Source organism: Streptomyces sp. NPDC037389, from assembly GCF_040636475.1.
In the GTDB taxonomy this organism is placed as follows: Bacteria; Actinomycetota; Actinomycetes; order Streptomycetales; family Streptomycetaceae; genus Streptomyces; species Streptomyces hesseae.
In genome coordinates this window covers 387320-404473 of record NZ_JBEZUS010000001.1, presented here as the reverse complement: position 1 = coordinate 404473, position 17154 = coordinate 387320, and the positions used below count along the sequence as shown (strand labels likewise).

At 72.2% G+C, this 17154-nt stretch carries 15 protein-coding genes; 12 read left to right on the top strand and 3 right to left on the bottom strand.

What is annotated here, in order from left to right; translation table 11 throughout:
- The first annotated feature begins 122 nt into the window (after positions 1-122).
- From AB0E98_RS01940 to AB0E98_RS01920, 5 genes are all read left to right on the top strand, one after another.
- A complete protein-coding gene (locus AB0E98_RS01940) occupies positions 123-1655 on the top strand; it encodes a leucyl aminopeptidase (RefSeq protein WP_361697525.1) in 1533 nt (510 codons plus the stop codon).
- A 309-nt stretch (positions 1656-1964) separates the two neighbouring features.
- Positions 1965-3353 (top strand): dihydrolipoyl dehydrogenase, encoded by a 1389-nt coding sequence (gene lpdA / locus AB0E98_RS01935; protein ID WP_361697523.1) that lies wholly within the window; start codon positions 1965-1967, stop codon positions 3351-3353.
- Between the two features lie 50 nt (positions 3354-3403).
- Positions 3404-5185: a 2-oxoglutarate dehydrogenase, E2 component, dihydrolipoamide succinyltransferase gene (sucB, locus tag AB0E98_RS01930; RefSeq protein WP_361697521.1), complete on the top strand. Its 1782-nt coding sequence runs from the start codon at positions 3404-3406 to the stop codon at positions 5183-5185.
- A 126-nt stretch (positions 5186-5311) separates the two neighbouring features.
- Positions 5312-5935 carry a GntR family transcriptional regulator gene (locus AB0E98_RS01925; protein ID WP_361697519.1) on the top strand — a complete coding sequence of 208 codons (624 nt, stop codon included), beginning with the start codon at positions 5312-5314 and terminating at the stop codon, positions 5933-5935.
- Between the two features lie 250 nt (positions 5936-6185).
- Complete coding sequence (locus AB0E98_RS01920; RefSeq protein WP_361697517.1) at positions 6186-7151, top strand: WYL domain-containing protein; 966 nt, start codon at positions 6186-6188, stop codon at positions 7149-7151.
- A gap of 301 nt (positions 7152-7452) precedes the next feature.
- Here AB0E98_RS01920 and AB0E98_RS01915 read toward each other — a convergent pair whose 3' ends face one another.
- Positions 7453-8382 (bottom strand): SDR family oxidoreductase, encoded by a 930-nt coding sequence (locus tag AB0E98_RS01915; protein ID WP_361697515.1) that lies wholly within the window; start codon positions 8380-8382, stop codon positions 7453-7455.
- 193 nt (positions 8383-8575) lie between these two features.
- On the opposite strand from AB0E98_RS01915, the gene AB0E98_RS01910 reads away from it, so the two are divergent.
- From AB0E98_RS01910 to AB0E98_RS01900, 3 genes are all read left to right on the top strand, one after another.
- Positions 8576-9094, top strand: a complete 519-nt coding sequence (locus AB0E98_RS01910; RefSeq protein ID WP_361697513.1) for a DUF4240 domain-containing protein — start codon at positions 8576-8578, stop codon at positions 9092-9094.
- A gap of 2 nt (positions 9095-9096) precedes the next feature.
- Positions 9097-9990 carry a TIGR01777 family oxidoreductase gene (locus AB0E98_RS01905; RefSeq protein WP_361697511.1) on the top strand — a complete coding sequence of 298 codons (894 nt, stop codon included), beginning with the start codon at positions 9097-9099 and terminating at the stop codon, positions 9988-9990.
- A 176-nt stretch (positions 9991-10166) separates the two neighbouring features.
- On the top strand, positions 10167-11489 hold the full coding sequence (locus AB0E98_RS01900; RefSeq protein WP_361697509.1) for an NAD(P)/FAD-dependent oxidoreductase: 1323 nt from the start codon (positions 10167-10169) through the stop codon (positions 11487-11489).
- A 194-nt stretch (positions 11490-11683) separates the two neighbouring features.
- Here AB0E98_RS01900 and AB0E98_RS01895 read toward each other — a convergent pair whose 3' ends face one another.
- Positions 11684-13138 carry a regulator gene (locus tag AB0E98_RS01895; protein WP_311613605.1) on the bottom strand — a complete coding sequence of 485 codons (1455 nt, stop codon included), beginning with the start codon at positions 13136-13138 and terminating at the stop codon, positions 11684-11686.
- Between the two features lie 301 nt (positions 13139-13439).
- Between AB0E98_RS01895 and lipB the strand changes: the two genes are divergently transcribed.
- From lipB to AB0E98_RS01875, 4 genes are all read left to right on the top strand, one after another.
- A complete protein-coding gene (lipB, locus tag AB0E98_RS01890) occupies positions 13440-14258 on the top strand; it encodes a lipoyl(octanoyl) transferase LipB (protein ID WP_361697506.1) in 819 nt (272 codons plus the stop codon).
- Between the two features lie 159 nt (positions 14259-14417).
- On the top strand, positions 14418-15383 hold the full coding sequence (lipA, locus tag AB0E98_RS01885; protein WP_361697504.1) for a lipoyl synthase: 966 nt from the start codon (positions 14418-14420) through the stop codon (positions 15381-15383).
- Between the two features lie 206 nt (positions 15384-15589).
- On the top strand, positions 15590-15850 hold the full coding sequence (locus AB0E98_RS01880) for a hypothetical protein (RefSeq protein ID WP_311613602.1): 261 nt from the start codon (positions 15590-15592) through the stop codon (positions 15848-15850).
- Positions 15851-15860: 10 nt separating this feature from the next.
- Positions 15861-16547 (top strand): DUF4191 domain-containing protein, encoded by a 687-nt coding sequence (locus AB0E98_RS01875; protein WP_361697502.1) that lies wholly within the window; start codon positions 15861-15863, stop codon positions 16545-16547.
- 100 nt (positions 16548-16647) lie between these two features.
- Here the strand turns inward: AB0E98_RS01875 and AB0E98_RS01870 are convergent, their stop codons facing one another.
- A complete protein-coding gene (locus AB0E98_RS01870) occupies positions 16648-17115 on the bottom strand; it encodes an RDD family protein (protein ID WP_361697500.1) in 468 nt (155 codons plus the stop codon).
- Positions 17116-17154 lie beyond the last annotated feature (39 nt).

Genomic DNA, 17154 nt, shown 5'->3' with positions numbered 1-17154 from the left:
ACGCTCTCGCGTGCCGGGCGGCCCGGGCCCGGACGGTCCGTGCACGGCGCATACGATCACTGGGTGCGGCCGGCCCACCACTATCGGCCGAGAATTCAACGGAAGTAGGGACACCCACCACCGTGACTGCTCTGACTCTCAGCACTTCCAGTGCGGCGACGCTGCGCGCGGACGCCGTTGTCGTCGGTGTGGCGAAGGGCCCCAAGGGCCCCGTCGTCGCGCCCGGCGCCGAAGCCGTGGACCAGGCGTTCGACGGCAAGCTGGCCGCCGTCCTGGAGACCCTCGGCGCCTCCGGCGGCGAGGGCGAGGCCACCAAGCTGCCCGCCCCGTCCGGCCTGAAGGCCCCGGTCGTGCTGGCTGTCGGTCTCGGCGAGCTGCCCGCCGAGGACGAGGGCTTCGCCGAGGAGACGCTGCGCCGCGCGGCCGGCACCGCCGCCCGCGCGCTGGCCGGCGTCAAGAAGGCCGCCTTCGCCCTGCCCGTCGAGGACGCCGAGTCCGTCGCCGCCATCGGCGAGGGCGCGATCCTGGGCGCGTACTCCTTCACGTCGTACCGGGGTTCGGACGGCAAGAAGGAGACCGCCAAGGCCGACCGGAACGCGCCGCTGGCCGAGGCCGCCGTCCTCGGCGGCAAGCCCCGCGACAAGGCCTTCAAGGCCGCCGTCGAGCGGGCCGCCGCCGTGGCCACCGAGGTCAACCGCGCCCGCGACCTGATCAACATCCCGTCCAACGACCTCTTCCCCAAGAGCTTCGCCACCGAGGCCCAGACCGCCGCCAAGGAGCACGGTCTCAAGGTCGAGGTGCTGGACGAGAAGGCGCTGCTCAAGGGCGGCTACGGCGGCATCATGGGCGTCGGCCAGGGCTCGGCCAACCCGCCCCGCCTGGTCCGCATCGGCTACACCCACCCGAAGGCGGAGAAGACCCTCGCCCTGGTCGGCAAGGGCATCACCTACGACTCGGGCGGCATCTCCCTGAAGCCGGCCGGCCACAACGAGACCATGAAGTGCGACATGAGCGGTGCCGCCGCCGTGTTCGCCGCGGTCGTGGCCGTCGCCAAGCTCGGTCTCCGGGTCAACGTCACGGGCTGGCTGGCCCTCGCGGAGAACATGCCCTCCGGCACCGCCACCCGTCCGGGCGATGTGCTGAAGATGTACAGCGGCAAGACCGTCGAGGTGCTGAACACCGACGCCGAGGGCCGCCTGGTGCTCGCCGACGCCCTGACCCGCGCCTCCGAGGAGAACCCGGACGCGATCGTGGACGTCGCCACCCTCACCGGCGCCATGGTCCTGGCGCTCGGCGAGCGCACCTTCGGCGTCATGGCCAACGACGACGCCTTCCGCGCCGCGATCCACGAGATCGCCGAGGAGGTCGGCGAGCAGGCGTGGCCGATGCCGCTCCCCGCCGAGCTCCGCAAGACCATGGACTCCTCGATCGCCGACATGGCCAACATGGGCGACCGCATGGGCGGCGGCCTGGTGGCCGGCCTGTTCCTGAAGGAGTTCGTGGGCGAGGGCATCACCTGGGCCCACCTGGACATCGCGGGCCCGGCCTTCTGGGAGAAGGCCCCGTACGGCTACACCCCGAAGGGCGGCACCGGCTCGGCCGTCCGCACCCTGGTCCGGCTGGCGGAGCGCACCGCCGACGGCGACCTCGGCTGAGGCCCCGGGGCACCGGCGACGCGGCCCCGGGAATGTCCCGGGGCCGCGTCGCGTTCCCTCCCGGCGGATCCCGGCGAGTGTTCGCTGGGGGCGAAAACTCACATTTCTACGCACTGGTAACCCCCGAAGGTGACGCATCAGTCGTCACTCAGGCCCGGCCCGGCGTCCCGCCCTCCGTCAACAAGTGCGAAGATGTTGTCCCGGCAGGACAGGGCCCACCCATCACAGGGCCGAAGCTAAAGCGGCCGTACGACAGCCGCCGCCCGGTCACCGACGACCGGACGGCGCACCATGCATGGAGGACGTGACGTGGCGAACGACGCCAGCACCGTTTTCGACCTAGTGATCCTCGGAGGCGGTAGCGGTGGTTACGCCGCCGCCCTGCGTGGAGCCCAGCTGGGTCTCGACGTCGCCCTGATCGAGAAGGACAAGCTGGGCGGCACCTGCCTCCACCGCGGCTGCATCCCCACCAAGGCTCTGCTGCACGCCGGTGAGATCGCCGACCAGGCTCGCGAGGCCGAGCAGTTCGGTGTCAAGGCCTCCCTGGAGGGCATCGACATCGCGGGCGTCCACAAGTACAAGGACGACGTGATCTCGGGCCTGTACAAGGGCCTCCAGGGCCTGGTCGCCTCCCGCAAGGTCACCTACATCACCGGTGAGGGCCGCCTGTCCTCCCCCACCTCCGTCGACGTCAACGGCCAGCGCATCACCGGCCGCCACGTCCTGCTGGCCACCGGCTCCGTGCCGAAGTCGCTGCCGGGCCTGACCATCGACGGCGACCGCGTCATCTCCTCGGACCACGCGCTGGTCCTGGACCGCGTCCCGAAGTCCGCCATCGTGCTGGGCGGCGGCGTCATCGGCGTCGAGTTCGCCTCCGCGTGGAAGTCCTTCGGCGTCGACGTCACCATCGTCGAGGCGCTGCCGCACCTCGTCCCGGTCGAGGACGAGAACAGCTCCAAGCTGCTGGAGCGCGCCTTCCGCAAGCGCGGCATCAACTTCGCCCTCGGCTCCCGCTTCTCCGGCGTCGAGTACACCGCCGACGGTGTGAAGGTCTCCCTGGAGAACGGCAAGACCTTCGAGGCCGAGCTGCTGCTCGTCGCCGTCGGCCGCGGCCCGGTCTCCCAGGGCCTGGGCTACGAGGAGGCCGGGGTCGCCATGGACCGCGGCTACGTCCTCGTCGACGAGTACATGCGCACCAACGTGCCGACCATCTCGGCCGTCGGTGACCTCGTCCCGACCCTCCAGCTCGCGCACGTCGGCTTCGCCGAGGGCATCCTGGTAGCGGAGCGTCTGGCCGGGCAGAACCCCGTGCCGGTCGACTACGACGGCGTGCCGCGCGTCACGTACTGCCACCCCGAGGTCGCTTCCGTCGGTATCACCGAGGCGAAGGCCAAGGAGCTGTACGGCGCCGACAAGGTCGTCACCCTGAAGTACAACCTCGCCGGCAACGGCAAGAGCAAGATCCTGAAGACCGCGGGCGAGATCAAGCTCGTCCAGGTGCGGGACGGTGCCGTGGTCGGCGTCCACATGGTCGGCGACCGCATGGGTGAGCAGGTCGGCGAAGCCCAGCTGATCTACAACTGGGAGGCGCTGCCCGCCGAGGTCGCCCAGCTCATCCACGCGCACCCGACGCAGAACGAGGCCCTGGGCGAGGCCCACCTCGCCCTGGCCGGCAAGCCGCTGCACTCGCACGACTGAGTCCCGAGCGCACCAAGCATCCGCACTACTCGTAAGGAGCAACCGCAATCATGGCGGTTTCCGTAACCCTGCCGGCGCTCGGCGAGAGCGTGACCGAGGGCACCGTCACCCGTTGGCTGAAGGCCGAGGGTGAGCGAGTGGAGGCCGACGAGCCGCTGCTCGAGGTCTCCACCGACAAGGTCGACACCGAGATCCCGGCCCCCGCTTCCGGCATCCTCGCCTCCATCAAGGTGGCCGAGGACGAGACGGTCGAGGTCGGCTCGGAGCTGGCCGTCATCGACGACGGCACCGGCGCCCCCGCCGCTGCCCCCGCCCCGGCCGCCGCCGAGGCTCCGGCCCCGGCCGCCGAGGCCGCTCCGGCCCCCGTGGCCGAGGCCCCCGCCGCCGCTCCGGCCCCCGTCGCCGAGGCTCCGGCCGAGGCCGCTCCGGCCGCCGCTGCCGCCGGCACCGACGTCGTCCTGCCCGCGCTGGGCGAGTCGGTCACCGAGGGCACCGTCACCCGCTGGCTGAAGGAGGTCGGCGAGGAGGTCTCCGAGGACGAGCCGCTGCTCGAGGTCTCGACCGACAAGGTCGACACCGAGATCCCGGCCCCCACCTCGGGTGTCCTGCTCGAGATCCTCGTCGCCGAGGACGAGACCGCCGAGGTCGGCGCCAAGCTCGCCGTCATCGGCGTCGCCGGTGCCGCCGCCGCTGCCCCGGCCCCCGCCGCCGCCCCGGCCCCGGCTGCCGCCCCGGCTCCGGCTCCGGCCGCTGCCCCGGCTGCCGCCCCGGCCGCTCCGGCTCCGGTCGCCGCCGCTCCGGTCGCGCCCGCCGCCCCGGCTCCGGTCGCCGCCCCGGCCCCCGCGCCGGTCGCCCCGGCCGCTCCGGCTGCCGCCCCGGCTCCGGTCGCCGCTCCGGCGACGGACGGCGCCTACGTCACCCCGCTGGTGCGCAAGCTCGCCGCCGAGTCCGGCGTCGACCTGCGCAACGTCGCGGGCACCGGCGTCGGTGGCCGCATCCGCAAGCAGGACGTCATCGCCGCCGCCGAGGCCGCCAAGGTCGCCGCTCCGGCTCCGGCCGCCGCCCCGGCCGCCGCTGCCGCCCCGAAGGCCCCGGCCCTCGCGATCTCGCCGCTGCGCGGTCAGACGGTCAAGATGCCGCGCATGCGCAAGGTCATCGCCGACAACATGATGAAGGCGCTGCACGGCCAGGCTCAGCTGAGCTCCGTGATCGAGGTGGACATCACCAAGATCATGCGGATGCGCGAGAAGGCCAAGGCCGGCTTCGCCGCCCGCGAGGGCGTCAAGCTCTCCCCGATGCCGTTCTTCGTCAAGGCCGCCGTCCAGGCGCTGAAGGCCCACCCGGTCATCAACGCCCGGATCAACGAGGACGAGAACACCATCACCTACTTCGACTCCGAGAACGTCGGCATCGCCGTCGACTCGGAGAAGGGCCTGATGACCCCGGTCATCAAGGGTGCCGGTGACCTCAACATCGCGGGTATCGCGAAGAAGACGGCCGAGCTGGCGGGCAAGGTCCGCTCCAGCAAGATCAGCCCGGACGACCTGGCCGGCGCGACCTTCACGATCAGCAACACCGGCTCGCGCGGTGCGCTGTTCGACACGGTCATCGTGCCGCCGAACCAGGTCGCGATCCTGGGCATCGGTGCCACGGTCAAGCGCCCCGTGGTCATCGAGACCGAGGAGGGCACCACCATCGGCGTCCGCGACATGACCTACGTGACGCTCTCCTACGACCACCGTCTGGTGGACGGCGCCGACGCCGCCCGCTACCTGACCACGGTCAAGCAGATCCTGGAGTCCGCCGAGTTCGAGACCGAGATCGGTCTGTAAGCACGGCGCGCCACGGCATCGCGTGGGCGCGGCCCCGGTTTCGTATTCGTACGAGCCGGGGCCGCGCCCTTTCGCGTGCACCCCTGCCGGGATAATGGGGTCAGATCCCCCGCCGAGGAGCACCGCATGTCACGGCCCGTTGTCCATTCGCTGCGCGAGCAGATCCGCGAGCACATCCTCGAAGGGATCGTCAGCGGCCGCTGGCAGCCGGGCGAGCGGATCGTGGAGCGGCGGATCGCCGCCGAGCTGCTCGTCAGCCAGACCCCCGTGCGCGAGGCGCTGCGGGAGCTGGAGTCGCTGCGGCTGATCGAGTCCGCCCCCAACAAGGGCGTCCGGGTGCGCGACCTCACCGCCGCCGACCTCAAGGAGAGCTACCCGGTCCGGGCGGGCCTGGAGGCGGTCGCCGCCGAACTGGCGGCGGAGACCCTGGCCGGGGACGTCTCCGCGCTGGAGCGCGAGGTGGCCGCCCTGCGGACGGCCGACCTGGCGCACGACAGCGAGGCCCAGGCGCGCCACACGGTGGCCTTCCACCGCGAGATCGTGCGGGCCTCGGGGAACTCCGTGCTGCTCCACACCTGGGAATCCCTGGGCATCGAGGTGTGGACCACCCTGTCGATCCGCTGGCTGAGCCCGGAGCCACGGCCCCACGCGGAGGACCACGCCGCCATCGTCCGGGCCTTCCGGGAGCGCGACCCGGGCATCGGCGAGCTGCTCAAACGGCACGTGCTGAGCTGCGCGCCGCAGATCTGAGGTCTCTGTCGCCTTGGTCCGGCCCCGGAACTTTCCGGGAAGGATTGATCGATCATCGATCAAAGGCGTATCGTCTCTCGCTGGAGCCGCACCGCGCCGCCCTGTCCTGTGTCGCGGTACGGCTCAGGGGTGACGACAGGACCCCGCGCGCTCGATCCGATGCCCTGGCTGGCACGCGGGTTCCTGTCGTCGCGCCCCACCACTCACTGCCACGCGCCGCGTTGTCGGTGGTCCCCGTCATCATGGGGCCATGCGCGCGGCCCGTCTGATCAAGCTCGTTCTGCTGCTCCAGTCCCGCCCGTCCATGACCGGCGGTGAGCTGGCGCGCGAGCTGGAGGTCTCCGAGCGCACCGTCGCGCGGGACGTCCTCGCCCTCTCCGAGGCCGGCGTGCCCGTCTACGCCGATCGCGGCCGCGCGGGCGGCTACCGGCTCATCGGCGGCTACCGCACCCGGCTCACCGGCCTGGGCCGGGCCGAGGCCGAGGCCCTCTTCCTCTCCGGCGTACCGGCCGCGCTGCACGACATGGGCCTGGCCGACGCCGCGTCCGCCGCCCGGCTCAAGGTTTCCGCCGCGTTGATCCCGTCGCTCGGCGACGCCTCCGCGAGTGCCGCGCAGCGCTTCCACCTGGACGCCCCCGCGTGGTGGCGGTCCGGCGAACCGCCCGAGCTGCTGCCCGCCGTCGCCGACGCCGTCTGGGACGACCGCCGTATGACGGCGCGCTACGCCCGCCGGGGCGGGGACGAGGTCGAGCGCGACCTGGAGCCGTACGGGCTGGTTCTCAAGGCGGGGGTCTGGTACCTGGCGGCGCGGGCGGGTGAGCAGTTCCGTGTCTACCGGGTGGACCGTTTCACGGCCGTGACGGTGGGAGAGGAGCGGTTCCCGCGGTCCGGGTCCTTCGACCTGCCGGCCTTCTGGGAGGAACGGGCGGCGGAGTTCGCCCGCTCGATCCTGCGCGAACGGGTGGAGGTGCGGCTCACGCCGGCGGGCGCGCGGCTGTTGCCGCACGTCACGGACCGGCGGGCGGCGGAGGAGTCGCTGGCGGCGGGCGCGCCGGGCGACGGGGGTGGGGTGACCGTGACGCTCGCGGTGGAGTCGCTGGAGGTGGCGTACACGCAGTTGCTGGCGTTGGGGCCGGAGGCGGAGGTGCTGGGGCCACCGGGTTTGCGGGTGCAGTTCGCGGAGGCGGCGCGGCGGGCAGCACGGCTGTACGGCTGAGGCCGGTGGGTGGATCGGGGGCGGGGTGGGGTGGACGGGCCCTTACGGGGCTGACCTCTTCGCGGTGCCTGGTATCGCTGTGTTGGGTGCCCCGTATTTGGCTCCAGCGGCGAAGAGCTCTTCACGCCCCTACCAGGGCCCATCCGCCCCACCCCGCCCCCTTCCGTCACTACCTCGGGGTCTGCGCTTCCGGGCAATCGGGCGGGCGGGTGGGCGAAACCCCGCGCCGAAGGCGCGGGAAACCCCCACCGGCGGGCGCCGGAAAGTCCACGGAACCCCGCGCGGGCGGCGACCGGCACCCTTACCGGTACTCCTCCGCGGACGCGGAAACGTCCCCGAAGACGACGTCCCGGAAGTACCCGTCGCAATCCGGCCGCGACCCGTCCACGTCGGTGAACCCGTACGCCTCCGCCAGCTGCCCGCTGGAAACGGACTGCCCGTTCCAGCGAGAGCGCTCCGCGTCGGCGGCCAGGGCCGCGATCGCCCGGCCGATGAACACCGGGGACTCGGCGATGGCAAAGTGCGGCTCCTTCGAGACCGCGTCCCGCCACGTCGCCTCCGTGACGCCGAAGTGGTCGAGCATCTCCTCCGACCGCAGGAACCCCGGCGTCAGGCACACCGCCGTGCCGCCGTACTCCTTCAGCTCCTGGGCCAGCCCGAACGCCATCCGGATCGGGCCGCACTTGGCGAGGTCGAAGAAGAGATTGCCCCGGTAGGTCCGGTTGGACTCCGCCGTGCCGTCGGTGATCTCCACGAGCAGTCCCCCGGGCCGCCGGATCAGCAGCGGCACGGCGAAGTGGCTGGTGATGGCGTGGGCGTCGAGCGAGAGCCGGAGCATCCGCAGCCCGTCCGCCAGCTTCACCTCCCATACCTTCTTGTCGAACTCGAGGAGGTGGTCCCCGCCCCAGACGTCGTTGACGAGGATGTCCAGCCGCCCGTGTTCCTCGTCGATCCGCTCGACCAGCGCCCGTACCCGCTCCGGCTCCAGGTGGTCGACCGGCACGGCGATGCCCGTGCCGCCCGCCGCCGTGATCAGTTCGGCCGTCTCCTCGATGGTCTCGGGCCGGCCCACCTCGCTGCGCCGCTCGCGTGTGGTGCGCCCCGTCGCGTAGACGACGGCGCCCGCGCGCCCCAGCTCCACGGCCATGGCCCGTCCCGCGCCCCGGGTGGCCCCGGCGACCAGGGCGACCTTGCCGTCAAGGGGACGAACCGCGCTCTCCGATGCAGTCACGACAACATGTCCTCTCACTCGTTCCGTGCGACGGACATGACGTTCGCACCGATACCGGACACCTTGTGTCGGGTATCCGAGCGGATAAACGGCATCCGGTATCACCCTCCCCGGTACTCGCCGATAACAACACGGCCGCATCCGAGCCCCTCCGGGTGCGTGGCCCCCCGGCAGGACCGATGCTGGAGCCGTGATGGACGAGACCGAGTTCTGGGAGCTGTTGGACAGCACTCGCGAGGCCGCCGAAGGAGACGTCGAGGATCAGGCGGACCTCCTGGTCGAAAAGCTGATGCAGCTCGACCCGGACGCCGTGCTGGACTTCGCCCGGCACTTCGAGGCGCGCTACAACCGCGCCTACCTCTGGGACCTGTGGGGGGCCGCCGCCGTCCTCCTCGACGGGGCGAGCGACGACGTGTTCGACTACTTCCGGTGCTGGCTCATCGGCCAGGGCAGGGAGGTCTTCGAGGGCGCGGTGCACGATCCGGACAACCTGGCCGAGCTCCTGGACGACTTCGACGACGAGGTCGACGGGGACGGCGAGGACCTCGGCTACGCGGCGGACGAGGCGTACGAGCAGCTGACCGGCGCGGAGACCCCGGACCTGGGCCTGCCGCCCCCGCCCCCGGAACCGGTGGGCAGCCCCTTCGACCTGGAGGACGAAGCCGTGCTGGCCGAGCGCTTCCCCGCCCTCTGGGACCGCTTCCGGGAGTGACGATGCGTGTCGCGATCACCGGGTCGTCCGGCCTCATCGGCTCGGCGCTGATCCGGTCGCTGGAGAACGACGGCCACCAGGTGGTGCGGCTGGTGCGCCGCGCGCCCCGGAGCGCCGGGGAGGCCGAGTGGGATCCCGGTCGCCAAAGGGTCGATCCCCAGGCCCTGGCCGGCTGTACGGCCGTCGTGCACCTGGCGGGCGCCGGGGTGGCCTCGCACCGCTGGACGGCCGCGTACAAGAAGGAGATCCGCGACAGCAGGGTGCACGGCACGGGAGCCCTCGCGGAGGCGCTGGCCTCCCTCGCCAACCCGCCCCGCGTGTTCCTCTCGGGCAGCGCGATCGGCTTCTACGGCGACACGGGCGACCGTGCCGTTGACGAGGACAGCCCGCCCGGCAGCGGTTTTCTCGCCGAGGTCTGCCGGGACTGGGAGGCCGCCGCCGGCGCGGCGACGGAGGCGGGCGTACGGACGGTCCTGCTGCGCACCGGGATCGTCCTCTCCCGGCACGGCGGCGCGGCGGCGAAGCTGTTCCCGCTGTTCCGGGCGGGTCTCGGCGGCCGGCTCGGTGACGGCCGCCAGTACTGGAGCTTCATCGCCCTGCGGGACCACGTCGCGGCCCTGCGGCACCTCCTGGAGGCGGACGTGTCCGGCCCGGTGAACCTCACGGCGCCCCACCCGGCCACCAACCGGGAGGTGACCGAGGCGGTGGGGCGCGCGCTGAAGCGTCCGGCACTGCTGCCCGCGCCCGCTCCGGCGCTCAGGCTGGCCCTGGGCGAGATGGCCACGGAAGTCCTGGCCAGCTGCCGTGCGATGCCCACCCGGCTGCTGGACTCCGGGTTCCGTTTCGCCTGCCCGGACGTCGAGAGCGCCGTACGCGCGGCGCTGACCGACAGCTGACGCCTCCGGTCCAAGCTTCAAGAACCCCGACCGTGCGACCGCCGTGCGACCGTGCTCGCCCCGTGCGCGACTGTTATTGACCGGATTTCTCTCTACGGTCGAGGCGAACTCGCGCATTGGCGCCGCCCGTTGGGGGCATCAGGCCCCCAGCGAGCGGACCGACCCCGGGAGGGCACGTGCTCGACAGCGCACGCCACACCGCACACCACGCTGACGTCGTCATCGTGGGAGCCGGCCTGGCCGGTCTCTCCGCGGCCCAACAGCTCACCGCCGCCGGGGTGACGGTCACCGTCCTGGAGACGGCCCACCGCACCGGCGGTCGTATGACGACCGACAAGGCCGACGGGTTCCTGCTCGACCGCTCCGGCCAGCTGCTCAACACCTCCTTCCCGGAGCTGATCCGCACCCCGGGCCTGGAGGCGCTCAAGCTGCGCCCCTTCACCCCCGGGGTGCTGGTCCACGCCGACGGACGCAACCACCGCACCGGCGAACTCCGCGGGGCCAAGCGCGCCTTCACCACCGCCCGCGCCTTCGCGGCGGCCCGCGCGTCGCGGAGCGCCGGCCTCGATCAAGCGCGGCTCGGCGCGGCGCTGGCCCGCCTGGCCGCGCTGCCCATCGACCGGATGCTGGCCCGGCCGGACCGTCCCACGGCGGCGACCCTCACCTCCCGGGGGCTGCCGACCCGCACGGTGGAAGGCTTCCTGCGCCCCCTCCTGACATCCCTGCTCTCCGACCCGGACCTCACCACGTCCAGCCGCTGCGCCGACCTGGTGCTGCGCGGCTACGCGCGGGGCCGGCTCTGCCTGCCCGCCGGGGGCTCCGGCGTCATCCCCGAACTGATGGCCGCCCAGCTCCCGCCCGGCACGGTCCGTACGGGGGTGGAGGCCGTATCCGTAGGCACCACGACCGTCGGCACCGCCGGGCACGGCACGTTCACCTGCCGCTCCGTCATCGTGGCGACGGGCGCCCGGGCGGCGGCCGAACTCATCCCCGGCCTCCGGCTCCCCGATTTCCACCCGGTGACGGTCCTCCACCACACGGCCGACGAGCCGCCGCTGCGGGACGCCTCACTGATCCTCACCGGGACCCGTCGGGGACCGGTCGCCCACACCACGGTCGCCAGCGAGGTGGACCCGGACCGGGCGCCGCTGGGCCGCGTGCTGATCAGCTCCACGGTGCTGGGGGCGGCCGCGTCCATGCCGACGGCCGAGCTGGACCGGCTGGCCAAGGAGCAGCTGGCCCACGTCTACGGCACGTCGACGTCGTCCTGGCGCCTGCTGACGGCCCACCACGACCCGGACGCGGTCCCGGCCATGCCGGCGCCCCACGACGTCCGCCGTCAGGTCCGGTTGCTGTCGGGGCTCTACGTCTGCGGCGACCACCGCGACACGAGCACGGTCCAGGGGGCGCTCTTCTCCGGGCGGCGGGCCGCGCAGGCGGTCCTGCGCGACCTGGGCATCCGCCCGGGCCACGGCACGCCCGCCCTGCGGGCGGCGTAGCCCTACGACTCCGGCTGCCCGCCGTGGGTTCGCCCCGCGCCTGACGGCGCGGGGTTTCGCCCGCCCTCCCCCAGCTACCGCTGGGAGGTGCCACCAGCCCGATTGCCCGGCACGGATCGGCCGGGGCAGGGGGTGCACGCCGAGGGCCACCCCACCCCGCCCCGGCCCACGACGCACCGGCGGACACCCAACCGTCAGAGCAGCCCCGCCACCTTCTCGCGATACCCCCGCACCGCCGCCGCGTCCCGATAAGGCTCCAGCCGCCGCTCGAAGTCCCGCACATACTCCAGCGCCCGCACCGACCGCATCTCCGCCGCCGCCTGCGCCGCCTCCACCCCCAGCGCGCACGCCTGTTCCAGCTCACCCAGCCCCAGCCGCGCCGACGCCAGCACCACCCGGCAGAACAGCCGGCTCCGCGCGTACGCGGGCGACCGCAGCTGCAACGACCGCTCCGCGTGCTGCGCGGCGGCGCGGTACTGCTGAAGGTCCCGGTGACAGTGGGCGAATTCGTCCGCCAGCTGCGCCTCGTCGAAGTACCGCACCCAGTACGGCACGTCGTCGCCCGCCCGCGAGCTCTCCAGGGCCCGTTCCGCCCGCGCCAGCGAGGCCGAGCAGGCCCGTACCTCGCCGAGCACCCCGTGCCCCCTCGCCTCCACCGCGTGCAGCAGCGACTGCACCACGGGCGGCGCCCCGGACCCGACACCCTGCTGGGCGACCCGCGCCAGCTGCACGGCCTCACGCCCATGCCCGAGGTAGACCGCCTGCCGACTCATGGTCACGAGCACATAGCTGCCGTAAGCCCGGTCCCCGGCGGCCTGGGCGAGCCGCAGCGCCTGGACGTAGTACCGCTGGGCGAGCCCGTGCGCGGCGATGTCGTAGGAGGTCCACCCGGCCAACCGCGTGAGATCGGCGGCGGCCGCGAACAACCGCCGCCCGGTGGTCTCCCCGTACGTGCCGCGCAGCATGGGCTCGGTCTCGTGCTCGAGGTACCGCACCAGCGCCTGCCGGGCGTGTCCTCCCCCGTACGCGTGATCGATCGTCCGGAAGAGCTCACCCACCGACCGCAGGGCGGCGATGTCGCCCATGGACACCCGCCCTCCGGGAGCGCGCTCGGCGGCCCGCTGGCGCGGCATCTGCCCGCCGCGCGCCTGAAGCGGCAGGCGCGCGCCCTCGCCGGAGGGCGCGGGGCTCATACCGCGCGCCACCCGTTCGTCCGCGCGCCCGATCAGCCAGTCGCGGCTCGGCACCACGAGCCCGGCCGGAGTGAAAGCGATCTTCCGCAGTTCGGTGTGACTGCCGGAGTCCTTGCGCCAGAGGCCGCTGACGATGTCGATGGCCTCTTCGGGCGAGGCGGCGAATTCCAGCCCGGCGTACACGGGCGCGCACGCGTCCAGCCCGAGGTCCTGGGCGGACAGCCGCCGCCCGAGCCGCCGGGTGAACACCTCGGCGATCAGCGCGGGCGTGGTGCCACGCGGCTGCTGCCCGCGCAGCCACCGCGTGACGGAGGTTTTGTCGTAGCGCAGATCGAGGCCGTGTTCGAGCCCCAGCTGATCGACGCGGCGGGCCAGGCCCGCATTGGAAAAGCCGGCCTCCGCGATGAGCGCGGCGAGTTGACGGTTGGGGATGCGCTGTGGGGGTCGTTCCGTCATCAGCCTGCCGGTCTCCCTGATCTTTGTTCCTGGAACGGCGTGAATTTAGCGGTCTCCCTCGCCCCGAAAGCCGCCTTCGCCCCGCATTCATCCGATCGTGTGAGGACAGGCAGAATCCCGAAAAAGGGCCGCCGGACCTCCCAGGGAAGATCACCCAGACCCCGACCGGCTGCGGGGTGCACCTGAGGCGGTCGTACAGTGGGCACGGGCGTGCGAGGCGCGACGGCACGCGACGGGCACGCCCTCAAGACCACCAGACCGGGCCGGAACGGGTTCGGAACCGGTTCGAGGAGGAGCTGCCGTGAGTGAGCTGCGCTTTGTCCATCTGGGCTTCGGTGCGGACGCGGTCGAATACCAGCAGGCCTGGCAGAAGCAGCGCGAGACCCACGCGGCCCGGTTCACGGACGAGATTCCGGACACCTGTCTGCTGATGGAGCACCCGGCGGTCTACACGGCCGGACGGCGCACGGAGGACAGCGAGCGCCCCCTGGACGGCACCCCGGTCGTCGACGTGGACCGCGGCGGCAAGATCACCTGGCATGGCCCCGGCCAGCTCGTGGGCTACCCGATCCTCAAGCTGCCCCGCCCGGTGGACGTCATAGCGCACGTCCGCCGTCTGGAGGAGGCCCTGATCCGCGCCTGCGCCGAGCTCGGGCTGGAGACGACCCGGATCGAGGGCCGCAGCGGCGTCTGGGTCCTGGGCGACCCGCTGGAGCAGCGCCCCGCGATCGGCGGCCTCAGCCTGGACTTCGACCCCCGTCTGACGGACGAGGAGTTCGACCCCCGCCTGAACGGCCCGGAGTACGCCCCGTCCAACGCGGGCCAGCGCCGTGAGGACCGCAAGCTGGCGGCGATCGGCATCCGGATCGCCAAGGGCGTCACCATGCACGGCTTCGCGATCAACTGTGATCCCGACAACACCTGGTTCGACCGGATCGTCCCGTGCGGCATCCGGGACGCGGGCGTGACGTCGCTGTCGAACGAGCTGGGCCGCCGGGTGGCGGTGGCCGAGGTGGTGCCGCTGGTGGAGAAGCACCTGCGGGAGGTCCTGGTGGAGGAGGCGCCCAGCCCCCGCGCCGTGGACCCGAAGCCCGAGCCGGTGCCGGCCACCGCCGGCTGAGCGGAGAACCGAAACCGCCGAGCCGGCCGCCCAGCGAGCCGCTCGGCGGGGAATGCGCACCGGGATCCATCGGTTACCCAGGGCGCAGAAGTAAGAGCACAGGAAATAACGGGCGTACCCTGGTGTCCGCCGAGGAATCGAAGTCATAGGGAGCCGGACGTGTCCGCTGTCGCACCCGACGGACGCAAGATGCTGCGCTTGGAGGTCCGGAACGCCCAGACCCCCATCGAGCGGAAGCCCGAGTGGATCAAGACCCGCGCGAAGATGGGCCCCGAGTACAAGGAGCTCCATGGCCTCGTGAAGCGCGAGGGCCTGCACACGGTGTGCCAGGAAGCGGGCTGCCCCAACATCTACGAGTGCTGGGAGGACCGCGAGGCCACGTTCCTCATCGGCGGCGACCAGTGCACCCGGCGCTGTGACTTCTGCCAGATCGACACCGGCAAGCCGCAGGCGCTGGACCGTGACGAGCCCCGTCGCGTGGGCGAGTCCGTGGTCGCGATGGACCTGAACTACGCCACGATCACCGGCGTCGCCCGCGACGACCTTCAGGACGGCGGCGCCTGGCTGTACGCCGAGACCGTGCGCCAGATCCACGAGCAGACCGCGGGCCGCGAGGCCGGCCGCACCAAGGTCGAGCTGCTCGCGCCCGACTTCAACGCGGTGCCGGAGCTGCTCCAGGAGGTCTTCGAGTCCCGCCCCGAGGTCTTCGCCCACAACGTGGAGACCGTCCCCCGGATCTTCCGCCGCATCCGCCCCGGCTTCCGCTACGAGCGCTCGCTCGAGGTCATCACCAAGGCCCGCGAGTTCGGCCTGGTGACGAAGTCCAACCTGATCCTCGGCATGGGCGAGACCCGCGAGGAGATCAGCGAGGCCCTCCAGGACCTCCACGACGCGGGCTGCGATCTGATCACGATCACCCAGTACCTGCGCCCGTCGGTGCGCCACCACCCGGTGGAGCGCTGGGTGAAGCCGCAGGAGTTCGTGGAGCTCAAGGAGGAGGCCGACGAGATCGGCTTCGCCGGTGTCATGTCGGGCCCGCTGGTCCGGTCCTCGTACCGCGCCGGCCGACTGCACCAGCAGGCGATCGAGAAGCGCGCGGCGGCCGCTTCGACCCAGGCGGTCTGACCCTTTCGGCCCTGCTCCGGACCCTGACGCGGCCCGTACCGTTCCTTGCGAAAGCAAGCGAACGGTACGGGCCGCGTCAACGTTTCATAGGTGTTTGACCAAGAGGTCATGCGTTGGTAACACCAGTCGGTGACGATGGGACCACGCACAGCAGTGCGACACCCTCCACGCAACCGAATTCCTTCCGCTCCCGAGGGGACATCGACATGCAGGTCGCGCCCGGTAACGCAGTCCTGGCGACCGCCACACGCGCCTCCTCCGCTCTGCCGTCCACGCTCTCCGTACGCCCCCCGTCCGTCACCGGGGCCCTGCGCGCGCTGGAACGGCTGCTGATGCGCGGTGGCCAGCGCACAGCACGGCGCAACGCGTGGACCGCCGTGCTGGAGGACCGCCGCCGGGCCAAGGACCGGCGCGAGGCCCAGCATGTGCTGGAGGCCATGGCGGCCCCCGGTCCGCAAGCGACGTAAACTGCGCCGTATGGCGAGGAAGGAAACATCCGAGAACCCCGGGCGACTGAAGCAGATCGCCCAGACCTACAAGATGACCAAGAAGGTCGACTCGAAGGTCGGTCTTGTCGTCGCGGCTGTGGGCATTGTCACCTTCGGTGTACTCCTTGCCATCGGCTTCTGGCTCGACCACCCGGTCTACCTGGGCATCCTCGGCTTCCTGCTGGCCTTCCTCGCGATGGCGATCGTCTTCGGACGCCGCGCCGAGCGCGCTGCCTTCGGGCAGATGGAGGGCCAGCCGGGAGCCGCTGCCGCGGTCCTGGAGAACATCCGTCGCGGTGGCTGGACGACGACGCCCGCGGTCGCGATGAACCGCAACCAGGACGTCGTCCACCGGGCCGTCGGCAAGGCGGGCATCGTGCTGGTCGGCGAGGGCAACCCGAACCGGGTGAAGGCCCTGCTGGCCGCCGAGAAGAAGCGCATGTCGCGCATCGTCGGCGACGTTCCGGTGCACGACATCGTCGTGGGCGAGGGCGAGGGCCAGGTGTCGCTGAAGAAGCTCCACACCACCCTGCTCAAGCTGCCGCGCGTACTGCCGGGCGCGAAGGTGACGGCTGTGAACGACCGCCTCCGGGCGCTGGGCGACCTGATGAGCAACATGCCGATCCCGAAGGGCCCGATCCCGGGCAAGGGCATGCGGATGCCGAAGGGCCGCTGACGACGACACGAGACGACCGAAACGCGAGGGCGGCCGGAACCGAATGGTTCCGGCCGCCCTCGCGTTTCCACGGAGTGGGAGGCGCCGTAGTCGGACGTGCTCAGATCCGGACCTGAACGGCCCGGGCGAGCCGGTCGTGCAGCCCGCGCGTGTCCCGGTCCCAGATGACGGCGGGGATCACGAGCAGCAGGAGCACGCTGCGCACCAGCACCCGCGGCAGGGAGAGCCGCGTACCGTCCTCGGCGATGACGCGCAGGCCGAAGACGCGCTTCCCGGGCGTACTGCCGACCGTACCCACGGTGAGCAGGCTGAGTACAAGGAAGATCAGGAGTGCCCAGTTGCCGGCGCGCTGCTGGTTCCCCTGGGCGAGGAACGCGAAGGCGATGAGCATGCAGAGCGCCCAGTCGATGGCGAGGGCGCCGAACCGCCGTCCGAGCGGGGCGACGGAGCCCGGCCCGCTCTCCGGCAGACCGAGGCGTTCACCCCGGTGGCCGAATTCGATGCCCATGTCCTCCGCGGCCGCGCGGGGCCCGGAGAGCCATGATCCGATTGCTTGCCTGTTGTCCACCCGTCCACGGTACTGGGCCCGCATACGTTTCCCGGGTCC